Here is a 17,331-nt window from a genome sequence, read left to right on the forward strand (position 1 = left end):
TTAAAGCTTAAAACATAATAAGTTATATGTCAGCAAAAAACAAAAGGTCATTCGTAATAACCAAAATGGGAATATTTTTACTCATGTTTTCTATGCAAGCATTTGCACAAACCAAACAAGAGGTAAGTGGTTATGTTACTAGTTTTGGTACACCGGTGGTCAATGCAAAAGTGGCTGTCGTAGATACCGATTTAATGACCGCAACAGATAGTAAAGGTTATTACACTATTGAAGTCACACCTCGGAAAGAATTGCAATTTTCTTATGTTGGTCTTCAAACCGTAACAATCATCATAGAAGACGTTACTAGAACGCTCAATGTAAAAATGCTGCCCGAGGTTAATGATCTTGATGAGGTGACGGTTACCGCCAAAAATAAGAATCAAAGAGATTTTGAAGAAGAATATGGCCCTTATGGCAAACCTAGGAGAATGCCCACAGCAATGGGGTATATAAGCACCGGTGGATCTTCGGCATACTTAAAAGGAGCAAGTTTGAATCAAGCTGCAGTAGATATTTCTAGGGCTATTGATGGCAGAGCAGCCGGACTCGAAGTAAATAGTGAAGGGGAGATTTATATTAGATCGGGTAATTCTATAAATAATAATGTACCAGCCATTTGGGATGTAGATGGAATGATTTATAAAGAGCCTCCATTTATTGATATTTCAAATGTTCAAGATATTCTAATTTTGAAATCATTAAGTCAGGTCAATAGGTATGGCAATATGGCTTCAGGTGGCGTAATTATAGTACGTACTAAAGGTGCTTATTTTGCACAGCGTAAAGAAAAAGTCAACAAGACCTACGGAAATCAACAGGTTTATTCAGATGACGCTGTAGCTGTAGAAAACCTAATTACAGTAACTCCTGATTATCTAAAAGATTTAGAAAATTCAAATACGCTGGAGGAAGCTTTTACTATTTATAAAGAAGCGTTGGTCACTAATGCACGAGACGTAGCATTTTATGCAGATGTTGCTCAGTACTTTTATGATAAAAAAGCTACCGATAAAGCACATTCGGTTTTAAGCGAAATGGAAACCGCTTTTGAAACCAATGCCGAAGCACTGAAGGTACTCGCATATACCTATGAAGCAAACGCTGATCGTGAAAAAGCACTTTCGGTTTATAAGAAGATATTCAGACTGCGACCACAATATGCGCAATCGTATCGGGATTTAGGCAATTCGTTTGCCGCTGCTGAAAATTATCAAAAAGCCTGGTTGATGTATATGGGCTATATGAATACCACAGACAGTTTAAGCGGCACAGGAATAGATGCGATTGTTTATCGGGAGATGGAAGCTTTGTACTTTCAGCATAAAGACAAGATCGATGCAGATGCTAAGTTCTCCCTCCCTGAAAATAAAAGCGAACTCGCATACGACGTTCGATTAGTGTTTGAATGGAACACTTCTGAAGCCGAATTTGAACTTGAATTTGTAAATCCACAAAATCAGCCTTATGTGGTGAATCACACCTTAGAGCAAAACCCTGAACGCATAAGAGACGAAAAGCTCAAAGGCTATACTTCAGAAGAATTTTTGATCGATGATCTAGGTTCTGGTGATTGGCTGGTGAATCTCAAATATTTTGGGAATAAGCAGTTTCAACCTACGTTTTTGAAAGTGACAACCTATTACAATTGGCAACAGCCCAATCAAAAACAAAAGGTTGAGCTATTTAAATTAACCCGACAAAATATAAAAATGCAACTGCTCAAATTGAATAACCGCAATTTACGCTATTAAGAATTCGCGCGATCTAGAATCCAATTGCTATAAAACTCAAGAATTTCTTCTTTGTTGAGTTCGTTGTGCGTTTCGTGTCGTAAACCTTCCCAGGGTTTGAAATCGATTTGATCGGGATGACGTAAAGCCAAAGTTTTTGAAGCTTTAAATTTTGTGATATTGTCTTCGGTACCGTGAGCTAAAAGTACTTTGGTTCTAAAATCAAAAGTTCTATCCATAAGATAAACACCGTTGTCATTTAGCCCAAAAAATAGTTTTAAAGAAGCTTTGCCGTGCACGAGTTGGTCTTCTTTATAGGCTTTTCCAACTTCGGTATCCCTAGAAAGATCTGCAGGGTCGAGTTTCGTTTCTTGCACAGGGTTTAAAGCAAAGGTCAAAGCCATTCTTCCTAGAATTATTTGCAATGCTCCGGGATTCTTAACCAGCTTTAACCAGGGCGAAGTGACGAGAGCTCCTGCGGGTGGTACCGCGGTCATCAATAAGTAGCGTAATACGATACCGCCGCCCATACTGTGACCGTATAAAAACACCGGTGTTCCCGGGTTTTCTTCAAACGCTTTTTCATAAATAAAGTCCACTGCAAGAATAAAATCCTGTAGGGAGCGTACCACACCACGTTTACCGTTAGATTTTCCGTGACCGGGTAAATCTATTGCATAACAGGTGATATTTTTTGCATTAAAATATTCGGCGACGTGTGTATACCTTCCTAAATGCTCTCCAAAACCGTGAATGATGCAAACCACGGCTTTTTGATCAGGAGCTTTCCAGACCTTTCCAAAGAGTTCATGTCTAGCGGTTTGCCCTGTAAATGTAGTGCTGGATTTTTCTGCTAACATATTTTTTATTTCAGAATAGAAAATTAGAAAAGTTTATGTAATTTTGCACTCCTTTTGACAACGGTTGGAAACCCAAAAGGATGAGGGATTTAAAATGAATCTCTTGAAACCAAACATGTATTTTAAACCTCTTTTACGATTTTGAGTTGTTTAGTTTCCACAAAAGCGTAAAATACAAACTATTAATCAGCAATGGCTGAAGAAAATAAAAAACCAGAAGCTCAGGAAGAAGTTGAGCTTAAGACAAATGTTGCAGCAGCAGAAGAACTTGCTACTCCTGATGCAATTAAAGAACCAAAAGGTTACGAAAGCGCTGCTCAAGCTAATCCTGAGAAATTTCTTGAAGAATTCAACTGGCACAATTACGAAGAAGGAATTGATCCTATCGATGATGACAAGCTAGATGAGTTTGAAAAGCTGGTTGCAGAAAACTTTGTTGACACTCTTGATGACGAAGTTGTTGAAGGTAAAGTAATCAACATCACAGATCGTGATGCTATTATAGACATCAACGCAAAGTCTGAAGGTGTAATCTCTCTTAACGAGTTCCGTTACAACCCAGATCTTAAAGTTGGTGATACTGTTGAGGTATTGATTGATGTGCGTGAAGACGCTACCGGTCAATTAGTATTATCTCACCGTAAAGCGCGTGTGATCAAAGCTTGGGAGCGTGTAAATAAAGCTCACGAAGATGGTACAATTGTTACCGGTTTTGTAAAAGCACGTACTAAAGGTGGTATGATCGTAGATGTATTTGGTATTGAAGCATTCTTGCCAGGTTCTCAGATCGATGTGAAGCCTATTCGTGATTACGATGCGTATGTAAACAAAACAATGGAATTCAAAGTGGTTAAAATTAACCAAGAATTCAAAAACGTTGTTGTTTCTCACAAAGCGCTTATCGAAGCAGATATCGAAGAGCAGAAAAAAGAAATCATCGGGCAGCTTGAAAAAGGTCAGGTTCTTGAAGGTACCGTTAAAAACATTACTTCTTACGGAGTATTCGTTGACCTTGGTGGCGTAGATGGATTGGTACACATTACAGATCTTTCTTGGTCTCGTATTAACCACCCGAATGAGATCGTTGATCTTGATCAGAAACTTAACGTGGTTATCCTTGACTTTGATGAGGATAAAACACGTATCCAACTTGGTCTTAAGCAGCTTAAGAAGCACCCATGGGATGCTCTTAGCGAGACTTTAAGTGTAGGAGATAAAGTAAAAGGTAAAGTTGTTGTAATCGCAGATTACGGTGCTTTTGTTGAAGTAGAAGAAGGAGTAGAAGGTCTTATCCACGTTAGTGAGATGTCTTGGTCTACGCACTTACGTAGCGCTCAGGATTTCGTAAACGTTGGTGACGAAGTAGAAGCTCAAATTCTTACTATGGATCGTGAAGATCGTAAGATGTCTCTTGGTATCAAGCAATTGACGCAAGATCCTTGGACAGATATCACTTCTAAATATCCTGTAGGTTCTCGTCACACAGGAATTGTACGTAACTTCACTAACTTTGGTGTATTCGTAGAATTAGAAGAAGGTATCGACGGTCTTATCTACATCTCAGACCTTTCTTGGACTAAGAAAATCAAGCACCCATCAGAATTTACAAACATCGGTGATAAACTAGAGGTTGTAGTTCTTGAGCTTGACGTAGAAGGACGTAAATTAAGCTTAGGTCACAAGCAGATTGAAGACAATCCTTGGGACAAATATGAAGCTGAATTTGCAGTAGGAACTAAGCACACCGGTACAATTGGAGAAATTGTAGACAAAGGAGCAACTGTAGAATTCAATGAGGACATCGTGGCATTTATTCCAGGACGTCACTTAGAGAAAGAAGACGGAAGCAAACTTGGTAAAGGTGATGAGGCAGATTTCCAAATCATTGAGTTTAATAAAGACTTTAAGCGTGTAGTTGCATCGCACACTGCATTGTTTAAAGAAGAGGAAGCGAAGATCGTTAAGCAGGCAGCTAAGAAAGCAGCTGATTCTGCAGCAGCTAGCGCACCTACTTTAGGAGACGCAAATGATGCTCTTGCAGCATTGAAAAAGCAAATGGAAAAAGGCGGTAACTAAGCCCTAACATTTTCTAATATATTAAAGCCCTTTAGCATTTGCTGAAGGGCTTTTTTTATTAGACCTATAAAAGAGGGTAACACCCCGCGCTTTTTTGATTCGATGCTTTGCTATTAGAAGTCGCAATCGCAATTCTCTAAGGATAAATGTTTATTTTCGCTTACCCAGAAACACGACACTTATGAACTATATTCTTTTTGACGGTCCTGCGCGTAAAAAACTCTTACCCTTTACCTATACCAGACCTGTAGCAGATCTTAGAATCGGTATTTTAACCATTCGCGAAAAGTGGGAAAAGCATTTAGGAAGCACAACGTCAACAATTACTGAAGAGTATTTGTCTGAGAAATTCCCGATGGTTGAGTTTGAAGAGAATGTAATGATCAATGCATCGTATATTCCTACAGAAATTTTAGTCGAGCAAGTGCTGGATTTACAGATGAATCAGGCGCTTTTTGATGGGGATGACATCGTAGCTTTTTATACTAGAGATACTCAGGAAGAAATTGATTTTGATACCTACGAGCAATTAGAAGTAACCGCTGAAGGTGTTTTTAAGATTGAAAATAACTGGGATATTTTCAGTAAGAACCACGAAGCCATTCAGTTGGATTATGATTTAATCACCCAAGGAAGAACTTCTGCTGAAATTCCAAAAGGGGTTCAAACCATGCATTCAGAAAACATCTTTATAGAAGAAGGTGCCAAAATAAATTTTTGTTCGCTTAATGCTTCAGATGGTCCTATTTACATTGGTAAAGATGCCGAAATTATGGAAGGAGCACTCATTCGTGGACCTTTTGCGCTTTGCGAACACGCAACTGTAAAGATGGGGGCAAAAATCTACACAGGGACAACGATTGGTCCGTATTGTAAAGTTGGAGGAGAAGTTACCAATTCGGTATTGATGGCATATTCTAATAAAGGTCACGATGGTTATCTTGGAAATTCTGTGTTAGGTGAATGGTGCAATATTGGTGCAGATTCTAACAACAGTAATCTTAAAAATAACTACGAAGAAGTGCGTCTTTGGGATTACGAGACTGAAGGTTTTGCAAAAACCGGATTGCAATTTTGCGGTTTAATGATGGGAGATCATAGCAAATGCGGTATCAATACCATGTTTAATACAGGAACAGTGATTGGTGTAAGTGTAAATATTTTCGGAACCGGCTTTCCACGTAATTTTGTTCCGTCATTCAGTTGGGGAGGAGCCAGTGGTTTTACTACTTATAAAACCAATAAAGCTTTTCAAACCGCTAAACTGGTGATGGAGCGTCGCAACATTCCTTTTGATGAGCAGGAGGCAGCGATCTTAGAACATATTTTTGAGGATTCTGCCAAATACAGAAGGTATTAGGCCAGCTCATCAAGTAACGTGGAGCTTTAAAACCAGTTTGTTAAGCTTCTAGACACACTAATGCACAAAGCATGGTTTGCAAATGTTTGACGATGGAGTGGTTTATATAGTGCTCAATAGCTTCAGGAGTGTCCAGATTATAGGTTGATTTAAAAAAGACTTGGTTGTGATGAAAATCAAAATAGGTGCCTAAAATGGTCGGAATGATCAACGGGATTTCTATATTCTTTTTGAATTCGTGCTGTTCTTGTCCCTTACTGATAAATTCGGTTAGGGCATCATAATTATTCTTCTTTTGAACTAAATAGTGCTCAAAGGTTAAGCAGCGGGTGCTATTGGAAAGCTCTGTATGTACAATTTTATAGATACGATTGTTTTTGTGTATACGTTGTACAAAGAGTTCGATGATTTGATTGAAACGAGACTTAAAAGAACTATCCTGATTGATAATGGTGTCAAGCTCTCCTTTAAAGTCAGACATACGATACACAACCATATGCTCTAGCAGTTTTTCTTTAGAGCCAAAATAATAAGAGATCATTGCGATATTGATATTCGCCTCCTTAGCGATTTGGCGTACTGAAGTTCCGGCAAAACCATGCTCGGCAAAAAGCTTTTCTGCAACCTGAACGATTTGCAGCTGTTTCTCATTCAATTCCATTAGTCAAATTTGAGTTTGCAAAATTAAACAATCGTTTAATTTTAAAGCTTAATTATTGGAATTTGTTTAGACTGTGCAATTTAGATTAGTGGTCTGCCTGAATCTAGAAAAAGCCAGTAGACTAAAACAGCTAAAATGATCAATGCTATTAGGGTGTATAACATCGTTTTTCTTTTATGGTTTTCGCTCTTCCGTTTGATTTCAGCCTTAGCTTTAACCAATTCTTTTTCGCTTAATTTTTTAAATTTTAGCGAGATGTTGGTTTTGCTTCTGTGAGTATTCGGCTTTTCAAAACGAGAAACACGCTCGCGCTTATTTTGTCTAAGCGAAGCCAACATTGCAGATACCGAACCACCAAATCCCATAATTTATAGTTTAATTATAGGTAGGTTTTATAACGGTAATGTTACGCTACTAGCGCTGTTTTGAAGTTTTTTTAACACGTTTAAGAACCAGAAAATCTTGAGGATTGGCTTTAAGTCCGGTTACATTTTTATGAACAAACTTGATGACTTGATCATAGTACAGTGTTACAAATGGAGCTTGTTCTAGGATTATAGAATCCATTTTTCTGTAGAGCAGTTTACGCTTATTTATATCGGTAAGCTTAAAACTTGATTCATAGAGGCTATCAAAAGTCGCATTCTTAAAATGCGTATAATTAGGTCCGTTTGGGGTGAAATTTTTGCTATAATACAGCGAAAGATAATTCTCGGCATCCGGGTAATCTGCAATCCAGCTGGCTCTAAATGCATCGAGTTTTCCTGTAGATTTAAGCTGGCGTAACGTAGAAGGAGGCATCACATCGATATTAATCTCAAGTCCAAGCTTGCCCAATTCCCGCTGAATATATTCGCAAATGTCCAGGTATTGACTGTTGGTGCCAATGGTGATGCTGGGCGTATTATTACCGCTGTCTTCAATATATTTTGTGATTAAAGCGCGCGCCTTGCTTGGATTGTACTCAAAGCCTGAAGCACCATATCCCGGCAAACCTTTAGGAATAAAACCGGAGTTTGCTGGTTCTCCAATTCCGTTGCGCAGGTATTTTATCATTTTCACCCGATCAAACCCGTAATTAACTGCTTGTCTTAAAAGTTTTGAACGTACTTCTTTTGACGGACTTTCTAAATAGAAACCTAAATATTCGGTATTTAGAAAAGGGCCTGTAATCGTCTTAACGCGATTTTTATAGTTCTCTTTTAGCTTTCCCGTTGCGGTAAGCAATTCATCTTTATAAGAAGGGTCAAGGCTGTTCAACATATCGAGATTGCCTTGTGCAAATTGTAAAAATTCACTTTGCTTATCGGGTAAAAAAGTGATGGCTACAGCTTCAAGATAAGGAAGCCGGTTTCCATCTTCGTCTTTTTCAAAATACAGGTTATTTTTCCGAAGAACTAACTTCACGCCTTCTTCCCAACGTTTAAATTTAAAAGGACCAGTGCCAATAGGGTGAGAACGAAATTCATTTCCGTAGAATGAAACGATTTCTTCAGGAACTACAGAGCAATAGCGCATAGTAAGCAGTCCTAAAAAAGCAGGAAACTCCTTTTTTAATGTGATTTGAAAAGTACTGTCATTAACAGCTTGGTAGCGATCGACATTACTCAATACCCAACTTCCGGGAGAGGCAATTGAAGGATCTTTCAGGCGATTGAAACTATACACAAAATCCTCAGCACTTACCTTGCGCGTGCTATCCTTTGTTTTGAATTGCTCGTGCTTATGAAAATAAACATCGTCCCTTAGGATAAATGTATAGGTTTTGGTGTCTTCGCTTACCGTCCAGCGTTTAGCAACATCAGGAATGATATTTAAAGAATCGTCTTGTTGAACCAAGCCATTAAATAATTGATTCGTAGGCCAGATAATAGGCGGATTTCTTGCAAAAGCAGGATCAAGTGTAGCTACATTATAATGCTCATTGTATCTAAAAACTTCGTCTTCTTTATGCCGATTGTCTTTTGGATCACACGAAAATAAGCTGATAAGGATTAATGGAAACAAAAGCCACTTTAGCTGTATTGTGCGCACGTCAAAAGGAGGTTTTAAGGTCATAAATATCAATCTGATACATCAACAGTTTTGGGTCGTTATGCTTCAGGTAGTTATAAACTTGAGCAAGAGCAAAATTGTAGTTAACTTTGCACCCTTAATTTGATCTGGTTATTTGAGATTTTGAGGATGCAAAACAAAAGTAACCATTTGTGAAGAAGATTCTAATGAACGAAGCAGGGAAAAAAGTAGCGTTTTATACGTTGGGATGTAAACTTAATTTTTCTGAAACTGCAACGATCTCACGCAGTTTTGAAAACGAGGGTTTTGATCGGGTAGATTTTAAAGACACTGCAGATATTTATGTGATCAACACATGCAGTGTAACCGAAAATGCAGATAAGCGTTTTAAGACCATTGTAAAGCAAGCGCAGAAGGTGAATCCTGATGCTTTTGTAGCTGCTGTAGGATGCTATGCTCAGCTAAAACCAGAAGAACTTGCAGATGTAGATGGTGTTGACCTTGTTTTAGGCGCAACAGAAAAGTTCAAAATCACCGACTATCTAAACGATCTCTCTAAAAATGATATGGGCGAGGTGCACAGTTGTGAGATTGAAGATGCAGACTTTTATGTAGGATCTTATTCTGTGGGCGATCGTACACGTGCATTTTTAAAAGTGCAAGACGGTTGCGATTATAAATGTACCTACTGTACAATTCCTTTGGCGCGAGGTATTTCTCGAAGCGATACGCTTCAAAATGTATTGAAAAATGCACGAGAGATTTCAGCACAAGGAATTCGGGAAATCGTGCTTACCGGAGTAAATATTGGAGATTACGGTAAAGGAGAATTCGGGAATAAAAAGCACGAACATACCTTTTTAGATTTGGTTAAGGCATTAGATCAGGTAGAAGGTATCGAGCGTTTACGTATTTCGAGCATCGAACCTAACCTGTTGAAAAATGAGACCATCGAGGTTGTAGCAGCTTCCAGAGCTTTTGTGCCGCATTTTCATATTCCTTTACAAAGCGGGAATAATGAAATGCTCGGAAAGATGAGACGTCGTTATAGAAGGGAACTTTATGTAGATCGTGTAGCGGCTATCAAAAAGTTGATGCCCGATGCGTGTATTGGTGTAGATGTGATTGTAGGTTTTCCTGGTGAAACCGATGAACACTTCTTGGATACGTATAATTTTTTAAACGAACTCGATATATCGTACTTACACGTTTTTACCTATTCTGAACGCGATAATACACTTGCTGCAGATATGGATGGTGCTGTACCGCTTAAAAGACGAAAAAAACGCAGCAAAATGTTACGTGGACTTTCAGCAAAAAAGCGTCGTGCATTTTATGAGTCTCAACTGGGAACTCAGCGTACTGTACTTTTTGAAGGTGAAAATAAAAAAGGCTATATACACGGTTTTACCGAGAATTATGTCAAAGTCAAGACTCCTTGGGATCCTTCATTGATCAATACGACACATACGATTGAGCTTACAGATATTGATGAAGATGGTATCGTGCGCTTTGAATATGTGAATCAAGAGCAAAGCGTTACTGCATAAAAAAACCTGCTCAAAAAGCAGGTTCAATGTTTTAATGTAGAAAGGCGCTTTAGATATTAATACCTACAGGTAATAAATTCTTATACTTTCTACGGTTAGATCTCATGAATTTCGCAATTTCCGGACTTGTAGGAACGAGTCTGATATTACGGTCTTCAACTTCTTTGAATACAGCAACGATAAAGTCATTCATACGATCTTCAGCGCCTTCTGGCATATGAATTTTAGTAAGAAAGATCTTTCGGTCTTGAAGAGAATATTCAATCTTAGCCAGCTTGTTGTCAAAAGTGGTTTCAAATTGTCTTAAGAACTCGTTATCTGTTAATTCAATCGCTGTCATTACATCCATATAAATTATTTTAAAAAATAGAGTTTACGTTCTCGAAAAGGTTTGAAAAGTGTAGGATGGTTAGATATGTCATATAACGTATATCAGTAAATATACAAAAAATTAAGCTGTTTTTGGCGCTTTATAGTGTTAAACTGTTAATTTTGAATACTATGATACACGTGTATTTAATGCCGGGAATGGCAGCTAATCCCAGTATTTTTGAGTACATCAAGCTACCCAAAGAGCGGTACACCCTCCACGCGCTTTCTTGGAAAATACCAGAACCTGCCGAAACACTTGAGCATTATGCTCAACGGATGTTAGAAGAAATTAAAGAGCCAGACCCAGTTTTGCTTGGAGTAAGCTTTGGTGGGGTACTGGTGCAGGAAATGGCCAAGTTCATCAAGTACAAAAAACTCATTATTGTAAGCAGCGTGAAGTCTATGGCTGAATTGCCCAAGCGTATGCGTTTTTGCAGGGCTCTTGGTCTTTACAGATTGGCTCCGGTAAGTTTGGCTCGTAATATTGATACACTGGCAAACTATGCCATTGGAGACCGACTGAAACATAAAGTAGAATTGTATCAAAAATACCTTTCTATTACAGATCCTGTTTATTTGAATTGGGCTCTTGAGCAAATGTTGTGTTGGGAGCAAACCAAGAGTAAAAAGGATTTGATTCATATACACGGGACTAGTGATCCTGTATTTCCGTATCGATACATTGATAATTGTATACCCATTCCCGGTGGAACACACGCTATGATCATCACAAAGTGTAAGTGGTTTAACAAAAACTTGCCTAAGATTATCGAGAATTAATTGGTAATTTCACAAAATAACTTGAAACTTTATTTGCTATGATACATTTTAAAAATATCCTTGCAGGAATAGGGCTCGTTGCCACTACCGCAGTTTGCGTGCAGGCGGTGCAGCAAGATGACGACACGCAACGAATAGATCCTGAAATTAAGAAAACAGATAAACTGGTAAACGATTATAACGTTTATGCAATTCCTTTACCAGAAACTTTAGATTTTGCAGGAGAGCCTGTGCCTTTAGATAATCCTGATATTCGAGAGCGATTGGATCGGGAGTTGTTGGTAAATACGTATTGGCAATCTAACGGGCTATTGCTGATCAAAAGAGCGGCAAAATACTTTCCTATCATCGAACCGATTTTAGAGGAAGAAGGTTTGCCTGATGATTTCAAGTATCTGGCTGTTATAGAAAGCGGATTAACGCAAGCGGTTTCTCCCGCTCGTGCGACCGGTTTTTGGCAAATCCTACGAAGTACAGGGAGAGAATTAGGACTTGAAGTCAATGATAATGTAGATGAGCGCTATAATATCGAATTATCCACGCGTGCTGCTTGCAAGTATCTCAAAAACTCGAAGGAGAATTTGGGGAGTTGGACGTTGGCTGCTGCAGGTTATAATGCCGGGAATGCCGGAATGAGTAGAAGGTTAGACCAACAAAATGTAAACGGATATTACGATTTGTTGTTAGGCGAAGAAACCGGTAGGTATGTATTTAGAATTTTGGCCTTAAAACAAATTCTTGCAGATCCCGAACGTTATGGTTTTAATTTTAAGAAAGAACACTTGTATGAAGAAGTACCATCATATAAAGTTAAAGTAGATACCGTGGTTACAGACTTTGTTCAGTTTGCTGAACATTTTGGTATTAATTATAAAATCTTAAAGCTGCATAATCCTTGGTTACGTGAAGATCACTTGAACAATGCTTCACGAAAAGAGTATCAAATTGAAATCCCTAAAGAGGGGTATTATGATGCTAATATTGGGCAATAAGTTTGAGTCATAGTTATAATAAAAACAAAGAAGGCTTCACATGTGAAGCCTTCTTTGTTTTTTAGAGTTATGTGGTTGTTCTTAGAATGTTGCTAAAGACTCAGGAAGATCATTGATGTTAATGTTATGATCAATATTGATTGCAGCGATTTGTCGACTTAGAAAAACAATGTTTTGGTTAAAAAGTTGATTTTCGGTTAAATTCATTTGATTAGGAGGTCGACGATTGATGTCCAAGATTTCTCCGTCAGCACCCAAAACAAAACTTAATGATAATCCGAGCGCGTGTTTTAAAAGATTAACGGTTTGCATATGTTTGTTTTGCGTTTCATCAACATATACAATATGTATGTTTTTGTCAAACTGCTTTGCCATCTGACGTACCGTTGACTTAGAGTCCCAAAACAACACAATAAAGTCTATCATGTCGCCATAGCGCTGTGATAATTTATTTAAAACCGGAATCTCTCCCTCGCTTGGGATACACCAGGAACTGTAAGTAAGTAGAATAGTGGGTTTTTCAAGTTCTTCAGTAGAAGCGATGCCACTATCGAAACGCTCAAATTGTAATGGATCGATATATGAACCTTGTAATTTGGTTTTTACTAAAGTATCTAAGAGGGATTTGGCAAAATCTAAATCTCCCAACTCCAGCGCTTCATCTACACGCTGATTGTAGGCATCAATATTTAATCTAAGCGCATCAGAAAAGAGTGTTTTGTCATTTTCTTGTGCTGCTAAGCTTAATACCGATAAAAGAAATATAAGTAGTGTTCTTGCCATAAAGTTTAATAACAGGTACTATCAAAGCTAATCTTTGATTCTCGCGTGTAAAAAACTTCTCGTTCAAAAGGTATATATATTTGTTAAAAGGCGTACAAACTTTTTCTATTCGACTTAGGCCATAAAAAAAGCTCCATTACGGAGCTTTTATAACTATTTAAAACAAATCTGCCTTATCTGCGACCACCTCGACCGTATTGCTGGCGTGGCATATTTGCCGCTTGTTTCATTTGCTTTTTCATCATTTTGATTTGTTCGCCAAGCATATTGTGTTTATCCAGTTTTTTGGCTTCGGCAAGAAGTTTATCTGCTTCTCGTCTTCTATTTTTAGTCATTGCGATGCCGGCAAGATTGATTTTGGCCATTGCTAAATCTGCATCCATACTTAAACCTAACTGTATCGCTTTCTTAAAATACTTTTCAGACTGAATCATATTGGTTTGCGATAACATCAATCCGTTCAGGTAATTGTAGTAACCATTTTGTTTACGAACCAGCGCGGCTTCAGGATTTTTAATTTTATCCAACCATTTTTGTGCTCCCGCAAAATCTTGTTTTCTAAGGCGTAAAAATGCAAGGATTAAAATTTCATTCTTAAAGTAAAGCAATACAAACATTGCGGCTAGAAGGATTAGCATGATGCCGTTTCCTATAGACCTGTCAATAATTTGCCAGATTGCCAGACCAAGTACAAGAGCAGCTAGAACTAATTTTATATTTTTGTTGAACATATGTAGTCTTTATATAGAGGAGAAATAACTCCTGCAAACAGGATGAAAATTGAGGTTTTAATTGCGCGAGCAAATGTAATAAAAACAATCGAAAATATTTTAAACTTTCTGTTTGTTGATTAAGAAAGTGTTTGTATATTTGCGCCCAGATTTTGGGAAGGCTAATCCCAAAAAATAATTCAGAACAGTTAAAGGAAGATTAAAGAAGATATAAAATGAAAAGAACGTTTCAACCTTCAAAAAGAAAAAGAAGAAATAAGCACGGTTTCCGCGAGCGTATGGCTAGCGCAAATGGTCGTAAAGTCCTTGCTCGAAGAAGAGCAAAGGGTAGAAAGAGAATTTCTGTATCTTCTGAATTAAGACATAAAAAATAATTGGTGATTTGCCATTGTTAAAATATTAAGGTGTTACTTTTTTAAGTAACACCTTTTTTTATAAATACCCCAATCGTATTTTTATTTAATACATTTAATTTGAGACTATAATGCCAAAAAACGAAAACCTTAAATCTATTTTAATTATTGGTTCTGGTCCTATCGTCATAGGTCAGGCGTGTGAATTTGATTACTCAGGATCTCAAGCTTTACGCTCGCTGCGTGAAGATGGGATTGAGACTATTTTGATAAACTCTAACCCGGCGACGATAATGACTGATCCTGTTATGGCAGATCACGTTTATCTATTGCCGCTTACAACCAAGTCTCTGGTAAAGATCTTAAAAGAGCATCCGCAAATTGATGCTGTTTTACCTACAATGGGAGGACAAACAGCATTGAACTTATGTATTGAAGCTGATGAAAAAGGGATTTGGGAAGATTTTGGCGTAAAAATTATAGGTGTTGATATCGATGCGATCAACATTACTGAAGATCGTGAGAAGTTTCGCGAGCTGATGCTAAAAATAGGTGTAGGTATGGCACCGCAAGCAACTGCTACTTCATTTTTAAAAGGTAAAGAGATCGCACAGGAGTTTGGTTTTCCTCTTGTGATTAGAGCGTCTTATACTTTGGGTGGTGCCGGAGCATCTATCGTGTACAAACCCGAAGATTTTGACAGGCAGTTGAGTCACGGTCTTGAGATTTCACCTATTCACGAGGTGATGATCGATAAAGCCTTGATGGGCTGGAAAGAATATGAGCTAGAGCTTCTTAGAGATAAAAATGATAACGTAGTTATTATTTGTACCATAGAGAATATGGACCCGATGGGAATTCACACGGGAGACTCTATAACCGTTGCTCCTGCAATGACGTTAAGTGATAGTACGTATCAAAGAATGCGCGATATGGCAATTCATATGATGCGTTCTATTGGTGATTTTGCCGGTGGATGTAACGTGCAGTTTGCGGTTAGCCCAGATGAGAAAGAAGATATTATCGCTATTGAAATTAACCCGCGTGTATCTCGTTCTTCTGCGTTGGCATCAAAAGCGACAGGGTATCCTATTGCAAAAATCGCTTCTAAACTGGCAATTGGTTACACATTAGATGAGTTAGATAACCAAATTACAAAATCAACTTCAGCCTTATTTGAACCTACTTTAGACTATGTTATCGTCAAAATTCCTCGTTGGAACTTTGACAAATTTGAAGGTAGTGACCGTACTTTAGGTCTTCAGATGAAGTCTGTAGGAGAGGTGATGGGAATAGGTCGTTCTTTTCAAGAAGCCTTGCACAAAGCCACCCAATCTCTTGAGATCAAACGTAATGGTCTAGGAGCAGACGGGAAAGGGTATACAAACTATGATAAGATCATTGAAAAGCTTACCAATCCTAGCTGGGATCGTGTGTTCACGATTTATGATGCGATTCAGATGGGAATCCCGTTAAGCCGCATTTATGAGATCACAAAAATTGATATGTGGTTCCTCAAGCAGTTTGAAGAGCTAGATGCCTTAGAGAAAGAAATTTCAAAATATAAAATAGACACGCTTTCGAGAGATTTATTGCTTGAAGCAAAACAAAAAGGATTTGCCGATCGTCAAATCGCGCATATGCTTGATTGCTTAGAAAGCGATGTGTATAACAAAAGAGATGAACTCAACATCAACCGCGTTTACAAGTTGGTTGATACGTGTGCAGCAGAATTTGTGGCACAAACACCGTATTTCTATTCCACTTTTGAGAGTGAAATGCAACTGGCAAACGGGGAGCGTTTTTCTCAAAACGAGAGTAAAGTAAGCGACAAGAAAAAAATTGTGGTATTAGGTTCTGGGCCTAACCGAATTGGCCAGGGAATCGAGTTTGATTACTGCTGTGTGCACGGTGTATTAGCCGCTGCAGAATGTGGTTATGAGACCATTATGATCAATTGTAACCCTGAAACTGTTTCTACCGATTTTGATACGGCAGATAAGCTTTATTTTGAGCCGGTGTTCTGGGAGCACATCTATGATATCATTCGTCACGAGAAGCCAGAAGGAGTAATCGTTCAGCTAGGAGGACAAACTGCATTAAAGCTTGCTGAAAAATTAGATCGCTACGGAATTAAGATCATCGGTACCAGTTATCAGGCGCTTGACTTAGCAGAAGATCGAGGAAGTTTCTCCAGATTGTTGAAAGAAAACAATATTCCTTATCCTGAGTTTGATACTGCTGAAACTGCAGAAGAAGCCCTTGCGGTTGCAGACAAGTTAGACTTCCCAATTTTGGTAAGACCTTCTTATGTTTTGGGAGGACAGGGAATGAAAATCGTGATCAATAAAGACGAATTAGAAGAAACGGTAGTTGATCTTCTACGTAAGATTCCAAATAACAAGTTACTTCTTGACCACTATTTGGATGGAGCTATTGAAGCGGAAGCCGATGCAATTTGTGACGGCGAGAATGTTTACATCATCGGTATTATGGAGCATATCGAACCTTGTGGAATTCACTCAGGAGATTCTAATGCAACATTACCTCCGTTCAATTTAGGAGATCTAGTAATTCAGCAAATTAAAGATCACACACATAAAATTGCATTAGCACTTAACACTGTTGGGTTGATCAATATTCAGTTTGCGATCAAAGACGACAAAGTATATATCATTGAAGCAAACCCAAGAGCTTCTCGTACGGTGCCATTCATTGCAAAAGCGTATGGAGAGCCTTATGTGAATTACGCGACGAAAATTATGCTGGGTGAGAAGAAGGTGACTGATTTTGAATTTAAACCAAAATTAGACGGATATGCGATCAAGCAGCCGGTGTTCTCATTCAATAAATTTCCTAACGTAAATAAAGCCTTAGGACCAGAAATGAAAAGTACCGGTGAGAGCATCTTGTTTATAGATAGCTTAAAAGACGACGAATTTTACGATCTGTATGCACGAAGAAAAATGTATTTAAGTAAATAATTTTTGCAACATTAAGCTGCGTTCAACGTCTTTAATTAAAGAATAGTATAATTATCACAAAATTTTAGCATTTTTAGAAG

15 protein-coding genes are annotated in these 17,331 nt (G+C 38.1%); 8 read left to right on the plus strand and 7 right to left on the minus strand.

The window, feature by feature from the left end; genetic code table 11:
• Nucleotides 1–65 precede the first annotated feature (65 nt).
• The gene (locus MED217_RS07240; RefSeq protein ID WP_154648918.1) at nucleotides 66–1,754 is read left to right on the plus strand and encodes a carboxypeptidase-like regulatory domain-containing protein; all 1,689 of its coding nucleotides are present in this window, start codon (nucleotides 66–68) and stop codon (nucleotides 1,752–1,754) included.
• Here MED217_RS07240 and MED217_RS07245 read toward each other — a convergent pair.
• Nucleotides 1,751–2,593: an alpha/beta hydrolase gene (locus MED217_RS07245; RefSeq protein WP_009779842.1), complete on the minus strand. Its 843-nt coding sequence runs from the start codon at nucleotides 2,591–2,593 to the stop codon at nucleotides 1,751–1,753. The genes MED217_RS07240 and MED217_RS07245 overlap by 4 nt on opposite strands.
• A 192-nt stretch (nucleotides 2,594–2,785) precedes the next feature.
• On the opposite strand from MED217_RS07245, the gene rpsA reads away from it, so the two are divergent.
• Nucleotides 2,786–4,669 (plus strand): 30S ribosomal protein S1, encoded by a 1,884-nt coding sequence (gene rpsA, locus MED217_RS07250; protein ID WP_009779843.1) that lies wholly within the window; start codon nucleotides 2,786–2,788, stop codon nucleotides 4,667–4,669.
• Nucleotides 4,670–4,850: 181 nt separating this feature from the next.
• Nucleotides 4,851–6,029, plus strand: a complete 1,179-nt coding sequence (locus MED217_RS07255; RefSeq protein WP_009779844.1) for a GlmU family protein — start codon at nucleotides 4,851–4,853, stop codon at nucleotides 6,027–6,029.
• Nucleotides 6,030–6,069: 40 nt separating this feature from the next.
• Here MED217_RS07255 and MED217_RS07260 read toward each other — a convergent pair whose 3' ends face one another.
• The 3 genes from MED217_RS07260 to MED217_RS07270 all read right to left on the minus strand — a co-directional run bounded on the left by MED217_RS07260 (nucleotide 6,070) and on the right by MED217_RS07270 (nucleotide 8,748).
• Complete coding sequence (locus MED217_RS07260) at nucleotides 6,070–6,690, minus strand: TetR/AcrR family transcriptional regulator (RefSeq protein WP_009779845.1); 621 nt, start codon at nucleotides 6,688–6,690, stop codon at nucleotides 6,070–6,072.
• 80 nt (nucleotides 6,691–6,770) lie between these two features.
• The gene (locus MED217_RS07265) at nucleotides 6,771–7,055 is read right to left on the minus strand and encodes a hypothetical protein (RefSeq protein WP_009779846.1); all 285 of its coding nucleotides are present in this window, start codon (nucleotides 7,053–7,055) and stop codon (nucleotides 6,771–6,773) included.
• Between the two features lie 49 nt (nucleotides 7,056–7,104).
• Nucleotides 7,105–8,748: an ABC transporter substrate-binding protein gene (locus MED217_RS07270; RefSeq protein ID WP_009779847.1), complete on the minus strand. Its 1,644-nt coding sequence runs from the start codon at nucleotides 8,746–8,748 to the stop codon at nucleotides 7,105–7,107.
• Between the two features lie 164 nt (nucleotides 8,749–8,912).
• On the opposite strand from MED217_RS07270, the gene mtaB reads away from it, so the two are divergent.
• Entirely contained in the window at nucleotides 8,913–10,256 is a 1,344-nt protein-coding gene (gene mtaB, locus MED217_RS07275) for a tRNA (N(6)-L-threonylcarbamoyladenosine(37)-C(2))-methylthiotransferase MtaB (RefSeq protein ID WP_009779848.1), read from the plus strand.
• 49 nt (nucleotides 10,257–10,305) lie between these two features.
• Here the strand turns inward: mtaB and MED217_RS07280 are convergent, their stop codons facing one another.
• The gene (locus MED217_RS07280) at nucleotides 10,306–10,605 is read right to left on the minus strand and encodes a hypothetical protein (RefSeq protein WP_009779849.1); all 300 of its coding nucleotides are present in this window, start codon (nucleotides 10,603–10,605) and stop codon (nucleotides 10,306–10,308) included.
• A gap of 152 nt (nucleotides 10,606–10,757) precedes the next feature.
• On the opposite strand from MED217_RS07280, the gene MED217_RS07285 reads away from it, so the two are divergent.
• Both MED217_RS07285 and MED217_RS07290 read left to right on the plus strand, forming a co-directional pair.
• The gene (locus MED217_RS07285) at nucleotides 10,758–11,408 is read left to right on the plus strand and encodes an alpha/beta fold hydrolase (RefSeq protein ID WP_040532645.1); all 651 of its coding nucleotides are present in this window, start codon (nucleotides 10,758–10,760) and stop codon (nucleotides 11,406–11,408) included.
• Between the two features lie 38 nt (nucleotides 11,409–11,446).
• The gene (locus MED217_RS07290) at nucleotides 11,447–12,400 is read left to right on the plus strand and encodes a lytic transglycosylase domain-containing protein (protein WP_009779851.1); all 954 of its coding nucleotides are present in this window, start codon (nucleotides 11,447–11,449) and stop codon (nucleotides 12,398–12,400) included.
• Between the two features lie 81 nt (nucleotides 12,401–12,481).
• Here MED217_RS07290 and MED217_RS07295 read toward each other — a convergent pair whose 3' ends face one another.
• The gene (locus tag MED217_RS07295) at nucleotides 12,482–13,183 is read right to left on the minus strand and encodes a TlpA family protein disulfide reductase (protein WP_009779852.1); all 702 of its coding nucleotides are present in this window, start codon (nucleotides 13,181–13,183) and stop codon (nucleotides 12,482–12,484) included.
• A 173-nt stretch (nucleotides 13,184–13,356) separates the two neighbouring features.
• A complete protein-coding gene (locus MED217_RS07300) occupies nucleotides 13,357–13,914 on the minus strand; it encodes a hypothetical protein (protein ID WP_009779853.1) in 558 nt (185 codons plus the stop codon).
• Between the two features lie 215 nt (nucleotides 13,915–14,129).
• Here MED217_RS07300 and rpmH point away from each other — a divergent pair, with 215 nt between their 5' ends.
• Together rpmH and carB are read left to right on the plus strand one after the other, a co-directional pair.
• Entirely contained in the window at nucleotides 14,130–14,288 is a 159-nt protein-coding gene (rpmH, locus tag MED217_RS18740; protein WP_009779854.1) for a 50S ribosomal protein L34, read from the plus strand.
• Between the two features lie 110 nt (nucleotides 14,289–14,398).
• Nucleotides 14,399–17,251 carry a carbamoyl-phosphate synthase large subunit gene (carB, locus tag MED217_RS07305; protein WP_009779855.1) on the plus strand — a complete coding sequence of 951 codons (2,853 nt, stop codon included), beginning with the start codon at nucleotides 14,399–14,401 and terminating at the stop codon, nucleotides 17,249–17,251.
• The last annotated feature ends 80 nt before the right edge of the window (nucleotides 17,252–17,331 follow it).

The organism is Leeuwenhoekiella blandensis MED217, assembly GCF_000152985.1.
Taxonomy (GTDB): domain Bacteria; phylum Bacteroidota; class Bacteroidia; order Flavobacteriales; family Flavobacteriaceae; genus Leeuwenhoekiella; species Leeuwenhoekiella blandensis.

What these genes read in the sequence shown, in the direction of transcription:
- MED217_RS07245 (WP_009779842.1), bottom strand. Translation starts at nt 2,593, where the DNA reads ATGTTAGCAGAAAAATCCAGCACTACATTTACAGGGCAAACCGCTAGA.
- MED217_RS07260 (WP_009779845.1), bottom strand. Translation starts at nt 6,690, where the DNA reads ATGGAATTGAATGAGAAACAGCTGCAAATCGTTCAGGTTGCAGAAAAG.
- MED217_RS07240 (WP_154648918.1), top strand. Translation starts at nt 66, where the DNA reads ATGGGAATATTTTTACTCATGTTTTCTATGCAAGCATTTGCACAAACC.
- rpsA (WP_009779843.1), top strand. Translation starts at nt 2,786, where the DNA reads ATGGCTGAAGAAAATAAAAAACCAGAAGCTCAGGAAGAAGTTGAGCTT.
- MED217_RS07280 (WP_009779849.1), bottom strand. Translation starts at nt 10,605, where the DNA reads ATGGATGTAATGACAGCGATTGAATTAACAGATAACGAGTTCTTAAGA.
- MED217_RS07300 (WP_009779853.1), bottom strand. Translation starts at nt 13,914, where the DNA reads ATGTTCAACAAAAATATAAAATTAGTTCTAGCTGCTCTTGTACTTGGT.
- MED217_RS07295 (WP_009779852.1), bottom strand. Translation starts at nt 13,183, where the DNA reads ATGGCAAGAACACTACTTATATTTCTTTTATCGGTATTAAGCTTAGCA.
- carB (WP_009779855.1), top strand. Translation starts at nt 14,399, where the DNA reads ATGCCAAAAAACGAAAACCTTAAATCTATTTTAATTATTGGTTCTGGT.
- MED217_RS07255 (WP_009779844.1), top strand. Translation starts at nt 4,851, where the DNA reads ATGAACTATATTCTTTTTGACGGTCCTGCGCGTAAAAAACTCTTACCC.
- MED217_RS07265 (WP_009779846.1), bottom strand. Translation starts at nt 7,055, where the DNA reads ATGGGATTTGGTGGTTCGGTATCTGCAATGTTGGCTTCGCTTAGACAA.
- MED217_RS07270 (WP_009779847.1), bottom strand. Translation starts at nt 8,748, where the DNA reads ATGACCTTAAAACCTCCTTTTGACGTGCGCACAATACAGCTAAAGTGG.
- rpmH (WP_009779854.1), top strand. Translation starts at nt 14,130, where the DNA reads ATGAAAAGAACGTTTCAACCTTCAAAAAGAAAAAGAAGAAATAAGCAC.
- MED217_RS07285 (WP_040532645.1), top strand. Translation starts at nt 10,758, where the DNA reads ATGATACACGTGTATTTAATGCCGGGAATGGCAGCTAATCCCAGTATT.
- mtaB (WP_009779848.1), top strand. Translation starts at nt 8,913, where the DNA reads ATGAACGAAGCAGGGAAAAAAGTAGCGTTTTATACGTTGGGATGTAAA.
- MED217_RS07290 (WP_009779851.1), top strand. Translation starts at nt 11,447, where the DNA reads ATGATACATTTTAAAAATATCCTTGCAGGAATAGGGCTCGTTGCCACT.